Origin of the sequence: Pseudarthrobacter chlorophenolicus A6, assembly GCF_000022025.1 — a bacterium.
Lineage (GTDB): Bacteria > Actinomycetota > Actinomycetes > Actinomycetales > Micrococcaceae > Arthrobacter > Arthrobacter chlorophenolicus.
The window spans coordinates 1,603,545-1,623,936 of the sequence record NC_011886.1 but is presented as its reverse complement, the minus strand read 5'-3'; the positions used below and the strand labels follow the sequence as shown (position 1 = coordinate 1,623,936).

At 67.4% G+C, this 20,392-nt stretch carries 19 protein-coding genes and 1 pseudogene; 4 read left to right on the top strand and 16 right to left on the bottom strand.

All coding sequences use genetic code 11. The features are described from left to right. Nucleotides 1-10 precede the first annotated feature (10 nt). Both dapA and ACHL_RS07315 read right to left on the bottom strand, forming a co-directional pair. Nucleotides 11-919: a 4-hydroxy-tetrahydrodipicolinate synthase gene (dapA, locus tag ACHL_RS07320; RefSeq protein ID WP_015936666.1), complete on the bottom strand. Its 909-nt coding sequence runs from the start codon at nt 917-919 to the stop codon at nt 11-13. A gap of 79 nt (nt 920-998) precedes the next feature. Beyond that, on the bottom strand, nt 999-1,376 hold the full coding sequence (locus tag ACHL_RS07315; RefSeq protein WP_244266527.1) for a hypothetical protein: 378 nt from the start codon (nt 1,374-1,376) through the stop codon (nt 999-1,001). Nucleotides 1,377-1,498: 122 nt separating this feature from the next. Here ACHL_RS07315 and ACHL_RS07310 point away from each other — a divergent pair, with 122 nt between their 5' ends. Continuing rightward, complete coding sequence (locus ACHL_RS07310; RefSeq protein ID WP_015936664.1) at nt 1,499-2,734, top strand: heparan-alpha-glucosaminide N-acetyltransferase domain-containing protein; 1,236 nt, start codon at nt 1,499-1,501, stop codon at nt 2,732-2,734. A 3-nt stretch (nt 2,735-2,737) separates the two neighbouring features. Here ACHL_RS07310 and ACHL_RS07305 read toward each other — a convergent pair whose 3' ends face one another. The 7 genes from ACHL_RS07305 to ACHL_RS07275 form a co-directional block, all read right to left on the bottom strand. Beyond that, nucleotides 2,738-3,217 carry a hypothetical protein gene (locus ACHL_RS07305; RefSeq protein ID WP_015936663.1) on the bottom strand — a complete coding sequence of 160 codons (480 nt, stop codon included), beginning with the start codon at nt 3,215-3,217 and terminating at the stop codon, nt 2,738-2,740. Between the two features lie 3 nt (nt 3,218-3,220). Beyond that, a complete protein-coding gene (gene dapB, locus ACHL_RS07300) occupies nt 3,221-3,991 on the bottom strand; it encodes a 4-hydroxy-tetrahydrodipicolinate reductase (RefSeq protein WP_015936662.1) in 771 nt (256 codons plus the stop codon). A gap of 83 nt (nt 3,992-4,074) precedes the next feature. After that, the gene (locus ACHL_RS07295) at nt 4,075-4,545 is read right to left on the bottom strand and encodes a molybdenum cofactor biosynthesis protein MoaE (protein ID WP_015936661.1); all 471 of its coding nucleotides are present in this window, start codon (nt 4,543-4,545) and stop codon (nt 4,075-4,077) included. Further along, nucleotides 4,535-5,095, bottom strand: coding sequence for a MogA/MoaB family molybdenum cofactor biosynthesis protein (locus ACHL_RS07290; RefSeq protein WP_015936660.1), 561 nt, complete (start codon nt 5,093-5,095; stop codon nt 4,535-4,537). The genes ACHL_RS07295 and ACHL_RS07290 overlap by 11 nt, the downstream gene beginning before the upstream one ends. Next, the gene (gene moaC / locus ACHL_RS07285) at nt 5,092-5,586 is read right to left on the bottom strand and encodes a cyclic pyranopterin monophosphate synthase MoaC (protein ID WP_015936659.1); all 495 of its coding nucleotides are present in this window, start codon (nt 5,584-5,586) and stop codon (nt 5,092-5,094) included. The genes ACHL_RS07290 and moaC overlap by 4 nt, the downstream gene beginning before the upstream one ends. After that, nucleotides 5,574-6,821 (bottom strand): molybdopterin molybdotransferase MoeA, encoded by a 1,248-nt coding sequence (locus tag ACHL_RS07280; protein WP_015936658.1) that lies wholly within the window; start codon nt 6,819-6,821, stop codon nt 5,574-5,576. The genes moaC and ACHL_RS07280 overlap by 13 nt, the downstream gene beginning before the upstream one ends. A 23-nt stretch (nt 6,822-6,844) precedes the next feature. Next, on the bottom strand, nt 6,845-8,461 hold the full coding sequence (locus ACHL_RS07275) for a molybdopterin-dependent oxidoreductase (protein ID WP_015936657.1): 1,617 nt from the start codon (nt 8,459-8,461) through the stop codon (nt 6,845-6,847). A 118-nt stretch (nt 8,462-8,579) separates the two neighbouring features. On the opposite strand from ACHL_RS07275, the gene moaA reads away from it, so the two are divergent. The 3 genes and pseudogenes from moaA to ACHL_RS24915 all read left to right on the top strand — a co-directional run bounded on the left by moaA (nt 8,580) and on the right by ACHL_RS24915 (nt 11,909). Next, on the top strand, nt 8,580-9,722 hold the full coding sequence (gene moaA, locus ACHL_RS07270; protein WP_015936656.1) for a GTP 3',8-cyclase MoaA: 1,143 nt from the start codon (nt 8,580-8,582) through the stop codon (nt 9,720-9,722). 5 nt (nt 9,723-9,727) lie between these two features. Next, on the top strand, nt 9,728-9,994 hold the full coding sequence (locus ACHL_RS07265) for a MoaD/ThiS family protein (RefSeq protein WP_015936655.1): 267 nt from the start codon (nt 9,728-9,730) through the stop codon (nt 9,992-9,994). Nucleotides 9,995-10,137: 143 nt separating this feature from the next. Then, nucleotides 10,138-11,909: pseudogene (locus ACHL_RS24915) on the top strand (DUF222 domain-containing protein). 98 nt (nt 11,910-12,007) lie between these two features. On the opposite strand, the gene ACHL_RS07255 reads toward ACHL_RS24915, so the two are convergent. The 7 genes from ACHL_RS07255 to ACHL_RS07225 all read right to left on the bottom strand — a co-directional run bounded on the left by ACHL_RS07255 (nt 12,008) and on the right by ACHL_RS07225 (nt 20,330). Next, nucleotides 12,008-12,592: a DUF1579 family protein gene (locus tag ACHL_RS07255; RefSeq protein WP_015936654.1), complete on the bottom strand. Its 585-nt coding sequence runs from the start codon at nt 12,590-12,592 to the stop codon at nt 12,008-12,010. A 151-nt stretch (nt 12,593-12,743) separates the two neighbouring features. After that, a complete protein-coding gene (locus tag ACHL_RS07250; protein ID WP_015936653.1) occupies nt 12,744-14,087 on the bottom strand; it encodes a M16 family metallopeptidase in 1,344 nt (447 codons plus the stop codon). Between the two features lie 113 nt (nt 14,088-14,200). Continuing rightward, on the bottom strand, nt 14,201-16,459 hold the full coding sequence (locus ACHL_RS07245; RefSeq protein ID WP_015936652.1) for a polyribonucleotide nucleotidyltransferase: 2,259 nt from the start codon (nt 16,457-16,459) through the stop codon (nt 14,201-14,203). 247 nt (nt 16,460-16,706) lie between these two features. Beyond that, nucleotides 16,707-16,976 (bottom strand): 30S ribosomal protein S15, encoded by a 270-nt coding sequence (rpsO, locus tag ACHL_RS07240; protein WP_015936651.1) that lies wholly within the window; start codon nt 16,974-16,976, stop codon nt 16,707-16,709. 219 nt (nt 16,977-17,195) lie between these two features. Then, the gene (locus ACHL_RS07235; RefSeq protein ID WP_015936650.1) at nt 17,196-18,464 is read right to left on the bottom strand and encodes a kynureninase; all 1,269 of its coding nucleotides are present in this window, start codon (nt 18,462-18,464) and stop codon (nt 17,196-17,198) included. Then, on the bottom strand, nt 18,461-19,315 hold the full coding sequence (kynA, locus tag ACHL_RS07230; RefSeq protein ID WP_015936649.1) for a tryptophan 2,3-dioxygenase: 855 nt from the start codon (nt 19,313-19,315) through the stop codon (nt 18,461-18,463). Before kynA ends, ACHL_RS07235 begins: the two co-directional genes overlap by 4 nt. Nucleotides 19,316-19,346: 31 nt before the next feature. Continuing rightward, nucleotides 19,347-20,330: a bifunctional riboflavin kinase/FAD synthetase gene (locus ACHL_RS07225; protein ID WP_015936648.1), complete on the bottom strand. Its 984-nt coding sequence runs from the start codon at nt 20,328-20,330 to the stop codon at nt 19,347-19,349. Nucleotides 20,331-20,392 lie beyond the last annotated feature (62 nt).

The following is a 20,392-nucleotide window of genomic DNA, read 5'->3' as shown; positions in this document are numbered from 1 at the left end:
GTCGTCGTCCTCAGGAGTAGACCAGCCCCGCTTCCGCCAAATCCCCGCGGATGGTTTCGATCTCGGCTTCGTCCGGCTCCACGAGGGGCAAACGGACGATCGAGTTGGGCAGGACTCCCTGCCATTTAAGAATCTGCTTGGCGGCCACGGCGCCCTGGACCCTGGTCATGGTGGCGCGCACCACGGGCAGGAGTTCCAAGTTGATCTTCCGGGCGGTGCCGAGGTCGTTGGCGTTGACGGCGTCAATGAGCTCACGGAACCGGCGGGTGGCCACGTGGGTGGTGACGCCCACGAGGCCGACAGCGCCCAGCGCCATCCAGGGCAGGGTCAGTCCGTCGTCGCCGGAGTAGAAGAGGAGGTCCGTCTCGGCCATGACGCGGGCTGCAGCAACCAGGTCCGCCTTCGCATCCTTGACGGCAACGATGTTGGGGTGCTGCGCCAGCCGGATCATGGTGTCCGGTTCGATGGCTATGGAGGACCGGCCGGGAATGTCGTAGAGCATGACGGGGACGTCCACTGCCGAGGCGATGGTCTCGAAGTGCGCCTGGACGCCCGCCTGGCTGGGCTTGTTGTAGTAGGGCGTCACCAGCAGGAGGCCGTCGACGCCGAGGGCCGCGGCCTGCTGGGAAAGGTGGACGGAGTGCGCGGTGTCGTTGGTTCCGGTGCCGGCGATGACGGCGGCGCGGCCGCCCACGGCGTCCTTGACCGCGCGGAACATGCCGAGGTTCTCTTCATCCGTCAGAGTGGACGTTTCGCCGGTGGTGCCGGTGACCACAAGGCCGTCGCAGCCGTCGTCCACGAGCTTGCTGGCCAGGGCCGCTGCCTGGTCGTAATCCACGGCGCCGTCCTTGGTGAACGGCGTGACCATGGCGGTCAGGAGCGTACCGAGGGCAGGGATGTGCGCGGAAGAGTCAGCCATGGGAAAAACGTTACCCTGTTCCCCGCTGGTTAGGACAATGCCGGGAGCGTGATGAACGTCAAATTGGGGGTTCCCGGAGTCACGGGGTGCCGCAGTACCGGCCGACGGCTGCCCGGCGGAGTTCCTCGGCCCAGTCTGAGAGACGCTGGGCGGCCCGGACGTAGTGGAACAGTTCCAGGGGCGTCAGGGCATCCAAATCCGTTTCAGCCAGGCGGCGGGCAAGCTCGGCACCTTCGGGCTGGGCCGCCAGGCTGACGCCCTCCTGCTGCCACTGCAGATCCTCCGCGGGCTTCCCGGCTACGAGCTGGCGGAAGAGGAAGTCCACTACCCCGGGGCTCATGGCTTTCAGGAGGCCCGTTCCCGGCTCGGGGCACGCCGGTCCGCGGCCGGAGCTGTGGCTGGCGGACTCGTGGCGGCCCGCCCCGTAGGCGGGAATCTCCGGCGTTGGCGTCTGCATGCGGTCCATCGTATTCGAACATATATTCGAATACAAGGGTTGCTGCTTTATCTGCGCGGCTGCCAGGGAGGACTTCCGCCCGTGACAGCCGGCCCCGCCGAGCGTATGAGACGATTCGGTTCATGACTTCCCGCAACCCGGCCAGGGCACCCCGGAAAACGGCAGCGGGCCAAGTGCCGGGGCGGCTCTACGGCATCGATGCTGCGCGCGGGATTGCCCTGCTGGGCATGATGGCCACCCATCTGCTCCCCACCTTTGAATCCAACGCCGGCCTCACCCCCACCTGGATCGGGCTGGCATTCTCCGGGCGGGCAGCAGCCCTGTTCGCTGTACTGGCCGGCGTCGGGCTGGCGCTGTCTACCGGGAAGCAGAGGCCGCTGGCGGCCGGCGAACTCTCGGCTGCGCGCCGCGGGGTAGCCCTCCGCGCGCTGGTGATCGCCGCCGTCGGGCTCAGCCTGGGTGGCCTCGAAGTCAACCTTGCCGTCATCCTGGTCCACTACGCAGTCCTCTTCCTCTGCATCCTGCCGTTCCTGGGCATGGGCCTGAAGCAGCTCTGCGCCTGGGCTGCCGGATGGATCGTCGGTTCCCCGGTCCTGGCCTACCTCCTGCGGCCCTGGCTGTTGGCCGCGGAGCCACCCCTGCAGCTTGGCCATAATCCCGGCTGGGAGGACCTGGCAACACCCGCGCGGCTGGTCGCCGATGTGTTCCTCACCGGCTATTACCCGGTGTTCCAGTGGATGTCCTACCTGCTGGTGGGACTCGCCATTGGCCGGCTGGTGCTCAGCAAGGCCCTGGTCCCGGTGCTGCTGCTGGCCGGCGGGACCGTCGTTGCGATCGCCGCGAAGGTGCTGGGCGTGACGGCGATGGAGGACTGGGGCGGCCGTGCCGCACTCGAGGAGGTCCTCAATGCGCCAGGGTATCCGCTGGACAGCGTCCTGCAGGTGAACCTGACCGGAATCAGGCAGGAAGGGTCGTGGTGGTGGCTGGCGTCCGCGGCCCCGCATTCCGGTACCACCCTGGACCTGGTGCACACCTCGGCAGTGGCGGCGGCGGTCATCGGAGCCTGCTTGCTCCTTGGTCGGTTGGCGGAGTGGATAGACCTGGACCTGCTGCTCCCCCTGCGCGGCGCCGGTGCCATGACGCTGACCCTGTACACGGCCCATGTGTGGGTAGTGTCAGGTTTCTACCTGAAGCCGTTGCCTGCCGGCTGGACCGAGGACGGCATGTACTTTGCCCAGGCAGCCGCAGCTGTGCTGGTGGGCATGGCCTTCGTGCTGCTGAAGTGGCGGGGGCCGCTGGAGTGGGTGGGCCATGCTGCCAGCCAGCTGGGCCGCGGGCAGCTGAAACTCCCTCGGTAGGGGCTAGGCCGGAACCTTGCCGCGGAAGAGCCTGACGGCGTCGCGCATGGACGCCCGGGCCCTTTTCCGGTCGCCGGCGGCATCGTAGGCGCAGCTGAGCCGGAACCAGGACCGCCAGTCGTCGGGTGCCGCTTCTGCTTCAGCCTTGTACTTTTCGAATTCTGCGTCGGCCGCTTCCCGGACGATCCGCCCGGCCGGTGTCCGCGGCAGTTCATCCACGGGGAGGCCGCCCTCGGCTTCGAGGACCTTCGCCATCTGCTCCGTCCGGGCCCCGAACATCAACTCGCGGATCAATGCCCAGGCACCGACGATCGGCAGGACCAGGTAGGCGGCTCCGATGGCCTGCGCCGTGAGGTTGCCGTCCGTCAGGAGCAGGATGGAGCGCTGCAGCGAAACCACCAGGTAGAACACCAGGAGCAGCGTGACAAGCCCCACCCAGATCTTGGTGCGGTTCTTGCGGAAGCCTGCCAGGAACCCGTCCATCGCCTAGAAACCCAGGTCCAGGTAGCCGTCCAGCCCCACGGTAAGCCCGGGGTGGGCGGCCACGTTGCGGACGCCGAGCAAAACGCCGGGCATGAAGGACGCGCGGTCGAAGGAGTCGTGGCGCAGCGTCAGCTGCTCACCGGCGCTGCCGAGGAGGACTTCCTGGTGGGCCACCAGGCCGCGCAGCCTGACGCTGTGGACGCGGACGCCGTCAACGTCGCAGCCGCGGGCGCCGTCCAGTTCGCTGGTGGTGGCATCAGGGCTTGCCGGCACTCCGGCGGCCCCGCGCTCAGCGGCGATGAGCTGGGCGGTGCGGACAGCGGTTCCGGAAGGGGCGTCCACCTTGTCCGGGTGGTGCAGCTCAATGATCTCCACCGACTCGAAGTACTTGGAAGCCTTGGCGGCGAAGGCCGAGGCCAGCACCGATCCCACGGCAAAGTTGGGGGCGATCAGCACGCCGGTTTCCGGGTGCCCAGCCAGCAGGGCTTCGAGCGCGGCCAGGCGGCCGGCATCCCAGCCGGTGGTCCCCACAACGGCGTGGATGTCGTTTTCGACGGCGAAGCGGACGTTGGCTTCGGTGCTTTCGGGAACTGTCAGGTCCACAAGGTACTGCGCTCCGGCGGCGGTAACCTGGTCCAGGGAGTCGCCCCGTCCCAGTGCTGCGACGAGCTCCATGTCGGGTGCGGCTTCAACGGCTTTGACGGCTTCGGCGCCCATGCGTCCGTTGGCGCCCAGGATGGCGACGCGCTTGGCTTCGGAGTGTTGTTCGGTCATGCCGTTAACCCTACCGTCGGGCCCGGGGCGCCCCGGAACCGGACAGTGTGCGTTACCTCGCAGGAAGCGTCAGCAGGCCGGCATCAGCCGCCGGCGCCCACCCACTCAACGGTGCCGTCGGAGAAGAACTGTTCCTTCCAGATGGGCACCTGTTCCTTGATGCGGTCCACCAGTTCGGAGCACACGGCAAACGCCTGCCCCCGGTGCGCTGCGGACACCGCGCATACCAGTGCGGGGTCGCCGATCTGCAGCATGCCGATCCGGTGGGCCGCCCAGATGCGGACCGGCTTTCCGTCGTCCTCCCCCGCACCCCCGCCGGTGTTTTGTTCGGCAACCAGCCGGGCAACGACGTCGGCCATCACCTGGTGCGCCGTGGGGTGCGCGCTGTAGCTGAGGCGGTCAACTGCCTTGCCGCCGTCGTGGTTGCGCACCACGCCGCTGAAGCTGACCACCGCACCTGCGGTATCGCCTTCCACGGCCGCGATGGCCTGGTCTACGGAGATCGGCTCCGCGCTGAGGACCGCGGATACCACCTCGAATGCTTCAGTGCCCATGGTTGCCTTCCAACTGGTCGCAGAGATGCCCGATCAGCGGGTCCAGGACGGTAAGTCCGTCCATGACGCCTTTCGGTGAGCCGGGCAGATTAACAATGAACGACTTCCCGGCCGCACCCGCGTAGCCGCGGCTGAGCGCCGCCAGCGGCGTTTTGGCGGCCCCTTCACGCCGGATGGCCTCCATGATGCCGGGGATTTCGCGGTCCAGCAGGGGCCGGGTGACGTCGGGGGTCCGGTCGTCCGGGCTCAGGCCGGTGCCGCCGCTGGTGATCACGACGGCGGGACGCTGGGTCAGCAGGGCCCTGATCGCGGCGCCGACGGGCTCGCCGTCGGGGACCACCATCGCCGGGAAGACCTCGAAGCCGTGCTCGGTGAGCCAGTCCGTGATCACCGGGCCGGTCTCGTCGTCGTAAATGCCTGCCGCTGCCCGCGTGGAGGCGATTACCACGCCGGCCTTCCGGCCCTGGACGTCGCCGTGCCGGTGCGGCTCATCGGCGTGGGACAGGCTTCCGTGGGAATGGGTGTCGCCAGAGGTGTCATGGTGGGTCATAGGGTCCAGTCCCCGCTCTTGCCGCCGCTTTTGGCCAGCACTTTGATATCGGTCAGGACGGCGTGTTTGTCCACGGCCTTGATCATGTCGTAAACGCTCAGCGCGGCCACGGACGCCGCCGTAAGGGCTTCCATTTCCACGCCGGTCACGCCGCGGGTCTTGACCGTCGCCACTACCTCGACGGACTCGGCTTCGAGCCCGAAGTCGACGGTGACCTTGGACAGCGGAAGGGGGTGGCACAGCGGAATCAGCTCGGGCGTTTTCTTGGCGGCCATGATGCCGGCCACCCGGGCAACGGCCAGCGCGTCCCCCTTGGGAAGCCCGCCGGAACCGAGCAGGCCCATCACCTCCGCCGTGGTGCGGACCGTGGCTGTTGCCGTGGCTTCGCGGGTGGTTTCGGCTTTGGCGGACACGTCCACCATCTGTGCGCTGCCGTCCCGGCGCAGGTGCGTCAGGGCGGCCGGGGTCTGTTCTGCATTCACAGCATCCATACTTCCACCTCGTCCCCGGCTGCGAGTTCCGTTACGCCGGCGGGGACGTGGACCAGGGCGTTGGAACCGGCCAGCGCACGGACCAGGTGGGAGCTCTCGCCGCCCTCGAGCCGGACGGTGCCGTCGGGCTGCAGGTTGCCGCGCCGGACCTGGTGCTTGTGCTCCGGGGATGTCAGCGGCTGGCTGAGCCTGGCGCGGACAGGGAGGCGGAGGGCCGGAGCCCCAAGGACTGCCGCGAGGGCCGGCCGGAGGAACATTTCAAAGGACACCAGGCAGCTGACGGGGTTCCCGGGGAATCCCAGGAAGGGCACGCCGTCGAACATTCCGATCCCCTGCGGTCCGCCCGGCTGCATGGCCACGTGCAGGAATTCCACCGGCTGGCCTTCCATGGCCTGCCGGACAACCTCGTAGGCGCCCTTGCTGACGCCGCCGGTGGTCACAATGACATCGGCATCCGCGCCCTGGCTCCGGAGCAGCTTCTGCAGTTCCGCGGGATCGTCGGTGGAGATACCGGCCCGCCGCACCTCCAGGCCTGCCTGCGCCATGGCGGCTTCGAGGAGGGTGCCGTTGGCGTCGTAAATCTTGCCGGCTGTCAGGTCCTTCCCTGGTTCCACCACCTCGTCCCCGGTGGTGACGAGCAGGATCCGGACGGCGCGGTAGACCTCCACCTCAGGGATGCCCAGCGCGGCAAGCAGCCCCAGCTGGGCGGGACCAAGGCACGTTCCGCCGGCCAGGGCGCGCTCCCCTGCGGCAATGTCGCTGCCCACCGGGCGGACATAGGTTCCCGCCGCCGTTGCCGGCAGCGTAACCCGGGCGCCCGTGCCGGGAGCCGGAAAGCTGTCCGGCACCGCACGCTCAATGGGTACGACGGCGTCAGCGCCGTCCGGGAGCATGGCGCCTGTCATGATGGGCGCCGCCGTCCCGCGGGCCAGCGAGGGCGGACGCATCCCCGCCGGGACCGGCGCCGCGACGGCGAACTCCGTGACGTCGTCGTGCATGTCTGCGGAATTTACCGCGTACCCGTCCATCTGGGAGTTGGCGAAGGGCGGGAGGCTGACGGGTGCCAGGAACCCGTGCACCAAAGACTTGCCGAGGGCCCCCGGCAACGGAACGGTTTCGGTGCGGGATTCTGACCGCAAGGGTGCCAGCAGGTCCGCAACGGCGGCGACATGGCGGGCAACGGAGCGGGCCTGGCGAGGCGTGCCCGCAGGGGCGTGGCGGTGCGGGCTGGTCATGGATGCGCCTTCAGTGTGGGCCGTCAGGATTTCACGTCCACTCTAACCGTGTGGAATCCGGTGGCGCCGTCCGGGACCACAGGCCGGGATGCTTCGTCCTGGACGGTGCCGGCAAGGTCCGTGGCCCGGACCTGGACCTCGTACTGCCCAGGCGTCAGGTCCATGCTGAGTTTCCACTGGTACCACGTGTCCGTGGAGATCCCGGATGACAGCTCTGCAGGCTGCCAGGAACCGCGGTTGACCCTGAGTTCAACGGCGCTGACGCCGGTGTGCTGGGCCCAGGCAATGCCGCCAAAGGTGACCGTACCGGCATTGACGGGCCTGCCGCTGCGGGGGACGTCAATGCGGGAGGACAGTTTGATGGGTCCGTGGTCGGACCAGCCCCTCGTGGTCCAGTAGGCGGTGTCCTCCGCATAGGTGGTGACTTTCAGCTCGGTAACCCACTTGGTGGCGGAAACGTAGCCGTACAGGCCCGGCACCACCAGCCGGACGGGGAACCCGTGTTCGAGCGGCAGCGGGCCGCCGTTCATTCCCACGGCCAGCATCGCGTCCCGGTTGTCCGTAAGCACTTCCAGCGGCGTGCCGGCAGTCCATCCGTCAGCGCTCCGGGACAACACCATGTCCGCGCCCCGGACCGGCCCGGCCAGCGCCAGGACTTCGCGGACCGGCCAGCCTAGCCACCGGGCGTTGCCGATGAGGTCCCCGCCTACCGGGTTGGACACGCAGGCGATGGTGATGTGGCGTTCGGTCAGCGGCTTGGCCAGGAGGTCGGCGAGGGTCAGTTCCACCTCGCGCTGCACCATCCCCGTGACCCTGAGGACCCAGGTATCGGGGTCGACGGCGGGTACCACCAGTGCCGTGTCGATCCGGTAGAAGTCGTTGACGGGGGTGACGAGCGGCGGCATGCCCTCCACGCCCGCCTCCGCTCCGGCAGGGATAGCGGGCGCCGGTTCCGCCGCCCGGGGTAACGCCACCCGGGCGCGGGCATCGTTAATCTTTATTACGGTCCCGCGCCAGGTTCCCGCCAGGACGCCGCCGGCGGTGGCCAGGACGGCCCCGGCGGCGAGGTTCCGCAGGAACGTGCGGCGGGCTGGTGCATTCCCGCTGCCAGCCGCCCCTTCCCAGGCCTTCAGCTTCCGCGTCAGCAGGCGGAGGATCAGAGCAGCGGCCGCCGCCGCAGCCACTGGAAGCGCCAGGGCCACCGGCGTGGCCTGGGCGCGGCCGGCAACAGCGGCCACGCCGGCAAGCCCGAAGAGGGAAATCACGGCCAGTCCGGCAAAGCGCCGCCGCCGTTCCACCACCCCTGCAAAGGCCGCGAGGACGGCGATGACCAGGGCCATGCCGGCCAGGAGGGCCGCCTTGTCCGCCGTGCCGAAGAGCGAGACTGCCCAGTCCTTTACTGCCGGCGGGACGGCATCAATGACCGCTCCGCCCACCGCCGTCAGCGGTGACACCGACGGGCTCCACACGCCGGCCAACAATTCTCCAACGACCACCCCGCCGGCCACGGACACCACGCCTGCGGCCGCAGCGTGCCCGCCCAGGGGGCGCCGTTCCCGCTGTTCCCCGGCGCTGGGTTCCGCCAATCCGCCGTGGCGGGTACCGTCGTCGTGCGTGGCCTGCTGCCGGGCGCTGTTCACCCTTCAAGCATAGGTTCGCGCGGCCCTTACGCCGGTTGCCCGGCACGGATTCCTGCCGCTCCCGGGCAGCAGCCGTCACGGGTGTGATGTGGAGCCCATCGTGGCGTAGCCTGAATTCATGAGTGTCCAGCTAGGCATGCCCCAGCCCCGCGAAGAAGCGGGCCCGGCGCTGCCGTCCGTCCCGGCTGCGCGTCCGGCTGACGCGCCTGCGGGCCTGGCGGACCGGTACGGGCGCCGGGCCACCGACATGCGGCTGTCCCTGACCGATAAATGCAACCTCCGCTGCACCTACTGCATGCCCGCCGAAGGCCTGGAATGGCTGGCAAAGCAGGCCGTCATGACGGCCGAGGAGATTGTCCGGATCGTCCGGATCGGGGTGGAGCAGCTCGGCGTCCGCGAGCTGCGGCTCACCGGCGGCGAACCCCTGGTGCGGCACGACCTGGTGGACATCATTTCCGCGCTGCGCAGCAACCATCCGGACCTGCCCATCTCAATGACCACCAACGCCGTGGGGCTGGCGAAGAAGGCCGCCCCGCTCAAGGCCGCGGGCCTGACACGGATCAATGTTTCGCTCGATTCCCTGCACGAAGAGACGTTTACGAAGCTCACGCGCCGCCCCTTCCTCGACCAGGTGCTGGCAGGCGTGGACGCCGCGTGGGCGGCCGGACTTGGTCCGGTCAAACTGAACGCCGTCCTGATGCGCGGGATCAACGATGCCGAGTCCCCTGCCCTGCTGGGTTGGGCTTTGGACCGGGGTTACGAGCTGCGCTTCATCGAACAGATGCCGCTCGACGCCGACCACGGCTGGACGCGCCGGAACATGATCACCGCCGCCGAGATCCGCGAAATCCTGTCCGCCGAGTACGTCCTGAGCGCCGATCCGCGGGAACGCGACGGGGCGCCCGCCGAAAGGTTTGAGGTACGACGCCGGGTGCCCGGCTTGGATGCCGGCGGTGCCCCTTCCGCGCACGGCCCCGTCCTGGGAACGGTGGGAATCATCGCCTCGGTCACGGAGCCGTTCTGCTCGGATTGCCGCCGGACGAGGATCACTGCCGAGGGCAAGATCATGAGCTGCCTCTTCTCCCGTGAAGAGTACGATCTCCTGGGCCTGCTGCGATCCGGCGCCGACGACGACGCCCTGGCGCGCCGGTGGCAGGACGCAATGTGGATTAAGCCAAAAGCCCACGGCATGGACCATGTGGGACTCGACGCTCCGGACTTCGTCCAGCCGGACCGCAGCATGAGCGCCATCGGGGGCTGACCGGAATGCATGTACGTTACTTCGCTGCCGCACGCGCCGCTGCCGGGTTCGAGGAGGAGAAGTTCGACCTCCCTGCCGGGGCAACTGTGGCGGACCTCCTGGACGCCGTCCTGGCCGTGCCCCGGGAGGAGCCACCTGCCGGGACCCCTCCGCTGGCACGCATCCTGTCGCGCAGCAGCTTCCTGTTGAACGAGGTGGCCGTGCGGGACCGTGCCACGGTTGTGGGCGCCGACGACGTCCTGGACGTCCTGCCACCGTTCGCCGGAGGGTAGCCCCCGCGGCAGTGCCACTGCGGAGTTCTGCTGTAGTGCCGTAGTGGGCTTGTGCACGAGTGCCGTTTTGGCCCGACGCACCCAATGTCAGACCCTCGCTGGATGATGTTGTTATGGGAAAAGCGGCGAGTCAGAGTGTGGCGATGGAGGCTGTTCGAGCTTCTGTAGCCGGGCTTGACGCGCTGTTCCGGGAGGACTCCGAGCTGGACCGCGTAGTCGGCTCTGCCGCCATGGCTACTCCTGATGATGCGCGCGCTGCTGGCCCCACGGTTCCGACGGACGTTGATGTGTTGGAGCGGAAGTCGGAGCTTCGGCTGCAGCGGCTGGCGTTCTGGAGCCGTCTTGAAGCCCAGGTCGCGGCGGGTAAGGCCCGGGACGCCGCTGATTTCGCTGAGTTCCAGGAGGCAATGACACCGTCGGAGGCCACAGGGTTGGAGCGGGCGTTTGTGGAGATGTCCACGACGGCGGAGGTCGCCGGGGTCCTGACGCTCAGCCCGGGCGCCGCTTCAGCATTCATCAGCCAGTCCCGGACAGTCTGCGCGATACCACCGGTGTTGACCGCGCTGGCCGATGGGGCGATGTCCTGGCGGCACGCGGTCATCGTCGCCGACGAAACCGACTGCCTTGACCAGGAACGTACTGCGGCGCTGGTGGCGCACTTCTTCGACCCCGACGCCCCCAACCTGGCCCGCGGTTCAGCTCCCGGCCACCTCGTCCCGCACCTGTTCCGACGCAAAGTACGGAGCTGGCGCGAACGCACCTACCCCGGTTCCTTCCAGGAACGCCACGTGGCCTGTGTGGCCAACCGGCGGATGGAATACCGCCCCGACGCCGACGGGATGGCATCGATTACCCTGATCCTGCCCGGGGACACCGCCTGCGCCGTCTGGAACAAAACGACAGCGCTCGCCCGCGGCCTGCAGGGACCCGGCGAGACCCGCACCCTCACCCAGCTCCGGCCCGACGTCGCCTCCGCGCTCCTGCTCGGCGCCCAGGATGGCGGCGATGCTACGGGCCGGTCCGGCGACGGCACGGGCCCGGCAACGTAGCCGCCGCCCACGGGGTTGCCGGCGGCAGCGAACGTGACAGTAACGCCGGCACCGGCCCCTACGCCGTTGACCTCAGCACAATCCCAGCACCGAAGGCCATCGTCCTCGTCACCGTGCCGATCTTCACCCTGACGGGTCAGACGGACGAACCCGCCGATCTCGACGGGCACGGACCCATCCCTGCCGCCATGGCCCGGAAGCTCGTCGCCGACGGGGCGACCTCGTTATACCGGGTCCTGGTCGACCCCCGCGACGGGGCACCGCTCGAGATTGGACGGACCAGCTACCGGCTCCCCGAGGCCATGAAGCGCTGGATCAGGATGCGCGATGGACACTGCACGTTCCCCGGTTGCAGCAACCCCAGCACCGACAACGACACCGACCACCTCACCGCCTGGCAGCACGACGGGACAACCGGGGTGAGCAACCTGGCACAACTCTGCCCGAGACACCACCGCCTCAAACACAACAGCGGCTGGACCCCCACACCCGCCACCCCAACCGGACCACCCGGCTGGACCTCACCCACAGGCCGCCACTACCCGGCCCAACAACCCGGATGGCAACCACCACACTGGCCACCCGGACTAAACAGGCGAGGTCTTGATTCCCCGCGCCAGCAGGGTTTGCCCCAGGGGACGGCTATGAAGCCTGGCAGTGCGACCATCAAATGGGGACCTGAGAGCCGGGACTCCCTGGAGGAACAGATCCTCGCGGGCCTGCCCGTATGCCCCGTATACGTCCTCGCCGACCCACCCGACGACTACGAGCCACCGATCGACGAGCCCGTAGCCGAGTCCTATCCCGATGACCCCGTGTGGAGAGACTTCTACGCAACAGCCCTCACGCCGCCCAAGACCCCTTAGGTCTCCAAACCTGTTAGGAGTCCAAGCCCGGTAGGGATCCCTGCCCACCAGCGGACTCGCGCCTGGGGAACGGGGTTGATGGCGCCTCGGCGTGATCTTCAGCCAGCGGTCACAACCCGTCGGAAGGTGGACGTCATGAACGGGGTAAAGGCCGGGCGTTTGCCGTTTGCGCCAGCATTCGATTCGTCGACGGCGTCGGGCTTTCCCCCCGTCCGAAGTTCCGTGATGTGCACGAGCACCTCGCTCTGTGGCACTGAGCCAGAGGCCCCAGTGAGCATGATGCTGTGCCGCGTCCAGCCCGTCGCTGAGCGCCGCTCCACCCGGAGCACGCCGTCATGCCACGTGCACCGGGACGGACTGCCGGGAGGCCCACCGGTGCTGTCGACGTAGTACCAGAACACATCATGGTGGTCGGGATCCAGGGTGAATACTCCGTGACCCTCAAAGTGCGAACCGTTGGCCTCCACATGCCGGTAGCTCTGGACCACCGCAAATCCCCCGGCTGCCCGCCGGTAGGCCACCTCGGCATCCACCGTCCGCTGCGGCCCCCAGGGCCCGGCGGCCAGCTCGGTACTCCCCCGCCAGGCGCCGAGGAGGCCCGCCAGCGCCGGATGAATACCGGCAGGAACACCAGGTCGCGGCGCCTCCGGGACGCCATCATGGCCCAGCCGGAGTACGGTCACGCCTTCCACTCCTCACCAGCACGGCAACGTCGGATGGCCTCATCGTAGTCCTGCAGCCTGCGCCCCGCGAGTAGTCCCAACGCTCCCCTGGACCATTACCGCTGGGCGCTCGGCAGCCTCCCCCGGTACCCGGGCTTCGGTTGTCCGTTGCTCAGAGCCCGAAGGTCTCGGTTTCGTCGAAAGGTCCCACCACGGTGACGGTCCGGGGCGCGGCAGCCAGTTCGGCGGCCAGTTCCTGTACCTGTTCAGCGGTAACGGACTTGATCAGCCGCAGGGTCTCGTCGATGTCCTGGTACTCACCGGACACCAGTTCTGCCCGGCCCAGGCGTGACATCCGGGAGCCGGTGTCCTCCAGGGCCAGCACAATCCCGCCGCAGAGCTGCCCCACGGCCTTGCGGAGTTCATCCTCCGAGATGCCGTCTTCGGCGAGCTTGTCCAACTCGATGCCCAGCAGTTCAAGGACCTGCCGCACCTTGGAGGGCGTGCAGCCTGCATACATGCCGAAGTAGCCGGCATCAGCGTAGGAAGACGCGAAGGAGTAGGTGGAGTACACGAGGCCGCGCTTTTCCCTGATCTCCTGGAACAGCCGTGAGGACATTCCTCCGCCGAGGACAGCGTTGAGGACACTCATGACGTAACGGCGCTCATCCGTGGCAACAATCGTGGGGCAGCCCATGATGATGTTCGCCTGCTCAACGGCACGCTTTACCACCTGGAGTCCGGCGGTTCCCGTGATCAGGGCACGCTCGGTGGGCCGGCGATCAACCGGCGACGCATTCGTCTCAAGCGACCAGCCTGCAGCCTCAAGGGCATCCACCACGAGGCCGCACACGACGTCGTGCTCCAGCCCGCCGGCAGCGGTGATGACCAGTTCGTCGGGCCGGTAGTAGCGCTGGTAGTGCTCCCAGACAGAGTCACGGGCTACGGCGCGGATGGCGTCCGGGGTTCCGCCGATGGGGCGGCCCAGGGGGTGGCTGCCAAGAACCGAAGCGACGAAGTGCTCATGGGCTACATCCGTGGGGTCGTCGCTGTCCATGGCGATTTCCTCAAGGATGACGTCCCGTTCCTGCTCCATCTCGTCTGGGTCGAGGACGGCACCGGTGATCATGTCGGCAATGACATCGATGGCCATGGGCAGGTCCGTGTCCAGGACGCGGGCGAAGTAGCAGGTGCTTTCCTTTGCCGTCGCTGCATTGGATTCACCGCCCACCTCGTCAAAGGCCGAAGCGATCTCCAGCGCGGTGCGCCGTTTGGTGCCCTTGAAGAGCAGGTGCTCCAGGAAATGGGTGGAGCCGTGCTGTCCGTGGGCCTCGTCGCGGGACCCCACGCCTACCCAGAAACCGATGGTGGCCGACCTTTGGCCGGGCATCGCTTCGGTCAGAACCCGCACGCCACCGGGCAGCACGGACCGGCGGACTTCGGAGCCGCCGTCGGAGCCATGGACCAGGGTGTCGCCGAGGTGGTTCTGCTCAAGGGGCAGGGGTACAACAGTCATTGAGGCCTTTCAGGTGGTGCAGCCGGATCTGGCTGTCATCGTAACAGCGGCGGGGCCGGTGGATCATCCCACCGGCCCCGCCGTTTCTTACTGGTGTTCCTGTCAGGGAACGATTAGATCTCGGCGCCTTCAGCAGGCTCCGTGGCGTGGGCGCGTTCGGCGCCTTCAGCGCCTTCTTCCTCGGCCACAACCGGGGAGAGCGAGAGCTTTCCGCGGTCGTCGATCTTGGTGATTTCCACCTGGACCTTCTGGCCCACGGAAACAACGTCATCAACGTTGTCCACGCGCTTGCCGTTGGCCAGCTTGCGGAGCTCGGAGATGTGCAGGAGGCCGTCCTTGCCCGGAGTCAGCGACACGAAGGCACCGAAGGTGGTGGTCTTGACGACCGTACCCAGGTAACGCTCGCCGATTTCCGGAACCTGCGGGTTCGCGATGGCGTTGATGGCGGAGCGTGCTGCGTCGGCAGACGGACCGTTGGTGGCGCCAATGTAGACGGTGCCGTCGTCCTCGATGGAGATGTCGGCGCCGGTGTCTTCCTGGATCTGGTTGATCATCTTGCCCTTGGGGCCGATGACCTCGCCGATCTTGTCCACGGGGATCTTCACGGCGATGACGCGCGGTGCGAACTCGGAGAGCTCGTCCGGGGTGTCGATGGCCGAGTTGATGACCTCGAGGATGTGCAGGCGGGCTTCGCGGGCCTGCTTCAGGGCTGCAGCCAGGACCGAGGCGGGGATGCCGTCGAGCTTGGTGTCCAGCTGGATGGCCGTGACGAACTCGGAGGTACCGGCAACCTTGAAGTCCATGTCGCCGAAAGCATCTTCGGCGCCGAGGATGTCGGTCAGCGCGGCGTAGCGGGTCTGGCCGTCAACCTGGTCGGAAACCAGGCCCATGGCGATACCGGCAACGGCTGCCTTCAGCGGCACACCGGCGTTCAGCATGGACAGGGTGGAGGCGCAGACGGAACCCATCGACGTCGAACCGTTGGAACCGAGTGCCTCGGATACCTGGCGGATGGCGTAGGGGAATTCCTCGCGGGACGGCAGGACGGGCACGAGGGCGCGCTCTGCCAGGGCACCGTGGCCGATTTCGCGGCGCTTGGGCGAACCAACGCGGCCGGTCTCACCGGTGGAGTACGGCGGGAAGTTGTAGTTGTGCATGTAGCGCTTGCGCGTTACCGGCGACAGCGAGTCGATCTGCTGCTCCATCTTCAGCATGTTCAGCGTGGTGACACCCATGATCTGGGTTTCGCCGCGCTCGAAGATGGCCGAACCGTGGACGCGGGGCAGAACCTCAACCTCGGCGGTGAGCTGGCGGATGTCCGTCAGGCCACGGCCGTCGATGCGGATCTGGTCCTTGAGGATGCGCTGGCGCACAACGTGCTTGGTGACCGAGCGGAACGCTGCGGACAGCTCCTTCTCGCGTCCTTCGAACTGGCCGGCCAGGGAAGAAGTGACTTCGTCCTTGAGCGCGTCCGAAGCGGTGTCGCGCTCCTGCTTGTCAGCGATCTGGAAGACGGCGGCCAGCTTGTCGGCGGCAGCGGCTTCAACAGCGGCGTAGACGTCGTCCTGGTAGTCCAGGAAGACCGGGAACTCAACGGTCGGCTTTGCTGCGCGGGCAGCAAGGTCTGCCTGGGCGTCGCACAGTGCCTTGATGAACGGCTTGGCGGCCTCGAGGCCTTCGGAAACAACCTCTTCGGTGGGGGCGGTGGCGCCCTGCTCCTTGATGAGGTTCCAGGAGTTGTCCGTGGCTTCGGCTTCCACCATCATGATGGCAACGTCGTCACCGGCGACACGGCCGGCAACAACCATGTTGAACACGGAGTTCTCGAGCTGGGAGTGCTTGGGGAAGGCAACCCACTGCGAGCCGTTCTCGTCGGCGACCAGGGCAACGCGGACGCCGCCGATGGGGCCGGAGAAGGGCAGGCCGGAGAGCTGGGTGGACATGGAGGAGGCGTTGATGGCCACCACGTCGTAGAGCTCGTCGGGGTTGATGGCCAGGACGGTCACCACGATCTGGACTTCGTTGCGCAGGCCCTTGACGAAGGCCGGACGCAGCGGGCGGTCCATGAGGCGGCAAGCCAGGATGGCTTCGGTGGACGGGCGGCCTTCGCGGCGGAAGAACGAGCCCGGGATACGGCCGGCAGCGTACATGCGCTCTTCGACGTCAACCGTCAGGGGGAAGAAGTCGAAGCCTTCGCGCGGGTGCTTGCCTGCGGTGGTGGCGGAGAGCAGCGCGGTGTCTTCGTCGATGTACACCATGGCTGCGCCGGCGGCCTGCTTGGCGAGGCGGCCGGTTTCGAAGCGGATTACACGCTTGCCGAAGCGGCCATTGTCAATGACGGCTTCTGAGAACTGGATTTCGGGACCCTCCATAGAGAGTCACCTCCGTTTCTGTTTTACGGAAGTCCAGCCGCATCAACCCAGGCCAGCATATGTCGACTGGCCCTGCACCCGGTCGTCGATCGAGACCCACGGGCCGGGGCAGCGATTCGATGCTGCCGTTCCCGGGGATCACTACCGAGGACCGCGAATGCGTGATGCGGTTGATCCTCCTGTTTAGTTTTTTAGGTGAAGCAGGGCGGCCCGGGCCCGAATGGGACAGGGCCGCCCGAAAGTCCGACTAGCGGCGCAGGCCGAGGCGCTCGATGAGCGCACGGTAGCGTGCAATGTCAGTCTTCTTGAGGTAGCTCAGCATGCGCTTGCGGCGACCAACCATGGCCAGCAGACCGCGCTGGGTGTGGTAGTCGTGCTTGTGCTCCTTCATGTGCTCAGTCAGATCCTTGATCCGCTGGGTCAGGACTGCAACCTGGACCTCGGGCGAACCGGTGTCGCCTTCGCCGGTTGCGTATTCCTTGATGATGGACTGCTTTACAGCGGCGTCAAGTGCCACAATAACTCCTTGGGATGTGCCGTGAGGGCCCAGGTCAGTAATTCACTGCCGGGTCTGCCGCTGCGGCCAGCCCGGTGAAAACCGGGTGCAGCCGTACACAGCAGGAACCAGCCGCCACGGACTGCAGCCGGATCCATCGTCCAGTTTACCGGTCGCTGCCCAATGTTGTCGAAACAGGGCCGGCGGCGGCCCGGCGGCGGCACGGCGCCGGAAACCGGGTCAGGCCGCGAGCCTGTCCCTGATGGCAGCCATGCCGTGCAGGACTTCCGCGAAACTGGTGCTGAGCGGGGACAGCCCCACCCGGAGCCCGCTGGGCGACCGGAAATCCGGTATCACGTCCCCGTCCCACAGGGCCTCAACGGTGGCCTTGGTGAAGTCAGCATGGTCCACGGTGATGTGGCTGCCGCGTTCCGCCGGATCGCGGGGCGACGCCAGTTCGGCACCAAGCGGCGCCAGCAGGGCCTCGAAGATTTCGACGGCGAACGCCGTGAGTTTTTCCGACTTGGCCCGGATGGCTCCCATCGACGCTTCCTCGATGAGGTCGAGGGTGCCCCGCATGGCCAGCATGCCGAAGACGGCCGGCGTTCCGCTCAGGAAGCCGCGGATGCCCGGCGCAGGCTCATACCCGGCCGCCATCTCGAAGGCATCCTTGCGGCCCATCCATCCCCAGATGGGCTGGTTCAGTGATGGCAGGTGCCGGGCGTTCACGTAGGCGAAGGCCGGCGATCCCGGACCGCCGTTGAGGTACTTGTATGTGCAGCCGGCGGCGAAGTCCACGCCGGCACTGTCCAGGCCGATCTCCACCGACCCCGCGGAATGGCAAAGATCCCACACCACCAGCGCCCCGGCGTCGTGCACTGCTTTGGTGATCGCCGGGAGGTCCGCGAGGTGCCCTGAGCGGTAGGCGATCTGGCTGAGGAGTACGACGGCGGTGCGCGGCCCGGTGGCCTGGCGCACCTGCTCAACGGTCACCCCCGCTGCGGGATCCGTTTCGATCCAGCGCAGCGTGAGGCCCTCTTCGAGGGCGATGCCCTCCACCAGGTACCTGTCGGTGGGAAAGTTACCGGTATCGAGGACGAGCTCGTTCCGGTCCGGGTCGTGGACAGCTGCCAGGGCGGCCCGGATCAGTTTGTAAAGGACCACGGTGGTGGAGTCGGCAATGATGGTCTGGCCCGGGGCCGCGCCGAGGACCGCCCGGCCCAGCTGGTCGCCAGTGGCCTGCGGCAGGTTCAGCCACTTCTCGTCCCAGCCACGGATCAGGCGGCCGCCCCATTCGTCGCTGATGAAGGCGGCGATGTCCGCGGACGTGCGCTTCAGCGGCCTGCCCAGCGAGTTTCCGTCCAGGTAGGACAGCGGCGTGTCCGTTCCGATGAAGAGCTCCCGGTAGTGCGCCAGCGGATCTTCCCGGTCGAGGTCGGCGGCGCGCTGCCGGAGTTCCTCGTCCGCCGGAACCGCTGCAGGCCCGGCGCCTTGCTGGTGGATGCTCATTGTCCGATCTCCGTCCTGACGGCGAATAGTTCCGGGAAGAACGTCAGTTCCAGGGCTTTCTGCAGGAACGCCACCCCGCTCGAGCCGCCGGTGCCCGTTTTCATCCCGATGGTGCGCTGCACCGTGCGCAGGTGGCGGAAGCGCCAGAGCTGGAAATTGTCTTCCAGGTCCACGAGCTCTTCGCAGGCCTCGTAGGCGCCCCAGTTCTCTGCCGCATGCTCGTAGATGTACTTGAACAGTGGAACCAGTCCGGGCGTGAATTCGTGGGCGCGGGTAACGTCGCGGTTCAGGACGGCTTCGGGCACCTCGAAGCCCTGGCGGGCGAGGTAGGCCAGGAATTCGTCGTAGATGCTGGGAGCCGTGAGCACTTCCTCCAGCATGGCGTGCGCTTCGGGGTCGGATTCGAAGACCGGGAGCATCTTGCGGTTCTTGTTGCCGAGCACGAACTCCACGGCACGGTACTGGGCCGACTGGAACCCCGAGGAGTTCCCCAGGAACCCGCGGAACTGCGAGTACTCGGTGGGCGTGAGCGTGGCGAGGACGGACCACTGCTCGGTGAGGGTCTTCTGGATGTGCTTGACGCGGGCGATGCCCTTCAGTGCCGAACCGAGGTCGTCCGTCCGCAGCCACGCCGCGGCACTGCGCAGCTCATGCAGCACCAGCTTCAGCCACAGCTCGGTGGTCTGGTGCTGGATGATGAACAGCAGCTCATCGTGGTGCTCGGGCTCGCTGACCGGCTGTTGGGCACTCAGCAGCGTGGGCAGCTGAAGGTACGAGCCGTAACTCATCCGGGAGCTGAAGTCGCGGACGATTCCCTTGTCCAGCTTGCGGGTGTTCTTCTCGACGGACACGTACAGCCTTTCGCGTGCTTCCTGGGTGGTCCTAGTGCCGTGCGAGCAGCTGGTGCGCCTGCACCACGTCCAGTTTCATCTGGTCCACCAGGGCTTCGGGACCACGGTAGGCCACCATGCCGCGCAGGCGCGCCACGAATTCCACGATCACTGTCTGGCCGTACAGATCGAAGTCCTCCACGGCTTCCCGGGGCCGGTCGATGACATGGGCTTCCACCTGCCGGCTGACGCCGTCGAACGTGGGGTTGGAGCCAACGGAAATGGCCGCCGGCCAGCGTTTTCCGGCCTCGTCCACGAGCCAGCCGGCGTAGATGCCGTCTGCCGGAATCAGGCCGGTGGAGTCGCTGGCCAGGTTCGCCGTGGGGAACCCGAGGGCGCGGCCGCGGGCTGCGCCGTGGACTACTTCGCCGCGCATCCGGTGCGCCCTGCCCAGCACCTCCGCCGCCGTGGCAACGTCGCCTTCCTGCAGTGCTTCGCGCACCCAGGTGGAGGAGCAGCGGCGGTCCGTGCCGTCGTCGTCATGCAGCGGGTAACCCTCGGAGCCGAACTCGCTGATGACCTGGACTTCGAAGCCGAACTTCCCGCCCAGTGCCTTCATGGTTTCCAGGTCCCCGGAGTTGCCGCGGCCGAACCGGGCATCATGGCCAATGACCACGTGGCTGGCGTGCAGGCAGTCCACCAGGTACTGCTCCACGAATTCCTCTGCCGTAAGGCTGGCGAGGTCGAGTGAATATTTAACCACCAGGATGGCGTCCAGGCCCAGCTCGCCGAGGGCTTCGAGTTTGTCCTCCAGGCCCATGATCAGGCGGGGGGCGCTCTCCGGGCGGTGGATGACGGCCGGGTGCGGATCGAACGTGACGGCTACGGCTTTGGAGTGCGTCAGCCTGGCGGAACGGATCAGTTGGGACAGAACCTGCTGGTGCCCGCGGTGAACGCCGTCGAAGTTGCCAAAGGTGACAACGGATGGGCCAAAGTCCGCCGGGACCTCGGACGGATCGTGCCAGATGTAGACCATCAACCTCGCCTTAAACTGCCTGCAGCATCAATGATCCGCGGCCATCCCGGCCGCGGAACTCT

What these genes read in the sequence shown, in the direction of transcription:
- dapA (WP_015936666.1), bottom strand. Translation starts at nt 919, where the DNA reads ATGGCTGACTCTTCCGCGCACATCCCTGCCCTCGGTACGCTCCTGACC.
- ACHL_RS07315 (WP_244266527.1), bottom strand. Translation starts at nt 1,376, where the DNA reads ATGCAGACGCCAACGCCGGAGATTCCCGCCTACGGGGCGGGCCGCCAC.
- ACHL_RS07310 (WP_015936664.1), top strand. Translation starts at nt 1,499, where the DNA reads ATGACTTCCCGCAACCCGGCCAGGGCACCCCGGAAAACGGCAGCGGGC.
- ACHL_RS07305 (WP_015936663.1), bottom strand. Translation starts at nt 3,217, where the DNA reads ATGGACGGGTTCCTGGCAGGCTTCCGCAAGAACCGCACCAAGATCTGG.
- dapB (WP_015936662.1), bottom strand. Translation starts at nt 3,991, where the DNA reads ATGACCGAACAACACTCCGAAGCCAAGCGCGTCGCCATCCTGGGCGCC.
- ACHL_RS07295 (WP_015936661.1), bottom strand. Translation starts at nt 4,545, where the DNA reads ATGGGCACTGAAGCATTCGAGGTGGTATCCGCGGTCCTCAGCGCGGAG.
- ACHL_RS07290 (WP_015936660.1), bottom strand. Translation starts at nt 5,095, where the DNA reads ATGACCCACCATGACACCTCTGGCGACACCCATTCCCACGGAAGCCTG.
- moaC (WP_015936659.1), bottom strand. Translation starts at nt 5,586, where the DNA reads ATGGATGCTGTGAATGCAGAACAGACCCCGGCCGCCCTGACGCACCTG.
- ACHL_RS07280 (WP_015936658.1), bottom strand. Translation starts at nt 6,821, where the DNA reads ATGACCAGCCCGCACCGCCACGCCCCTGCGGGCACGCCTCGCCAGGCC.
- moaA (WP_015936656.1), top strand. Translation starts at nt 8,580, where the DNA reads ATGAGTGTCCAGCTAGGCATGCCCCAGCCCCGCGAAGAAGCGGGCCCG.
- ACHL_RS07265 (WP_015936655.1), top strand. Translation starts at nt 9,728, where the DNA reads ATGCATGTACGTTACTTCGCTGCCGCACGCGCCGCTGCCGGGTTCGAG.
- ACHL_RS07250 (WP_015936653.1), bottom strand. Translation starts at nt 14,087, where the DNA reads ATGACTGTTGTACCCCTGCCCCTTGAGCAGAACCACCTCGGCGACACC.
- ACHL_RS07245 (WP_015936652.1), bottom strand. Translation starts at nt 16,459, where the DNA reads ATGGAGGGTCCCGAAATCCAGTTCTCAGAAGCCGTCATTGACAATGGC.
- ACHL_RS07235 (WP_015936650.1), bottom strand. Translation starts at nt 18,464, where the DNA reads ATGAGCATCCACCAGCAAGGCGCCGGGCCTGCAGCGGTTCCGGCGGAC.
- ACHL_RS07225 (WP_015936648.1), bottom strand. Translation starts at nt 20,330, where the DNA reads ATGGTCTACATCTGGCACGATCCGTCCGAGGTCCCGGCGGACTTTGGC.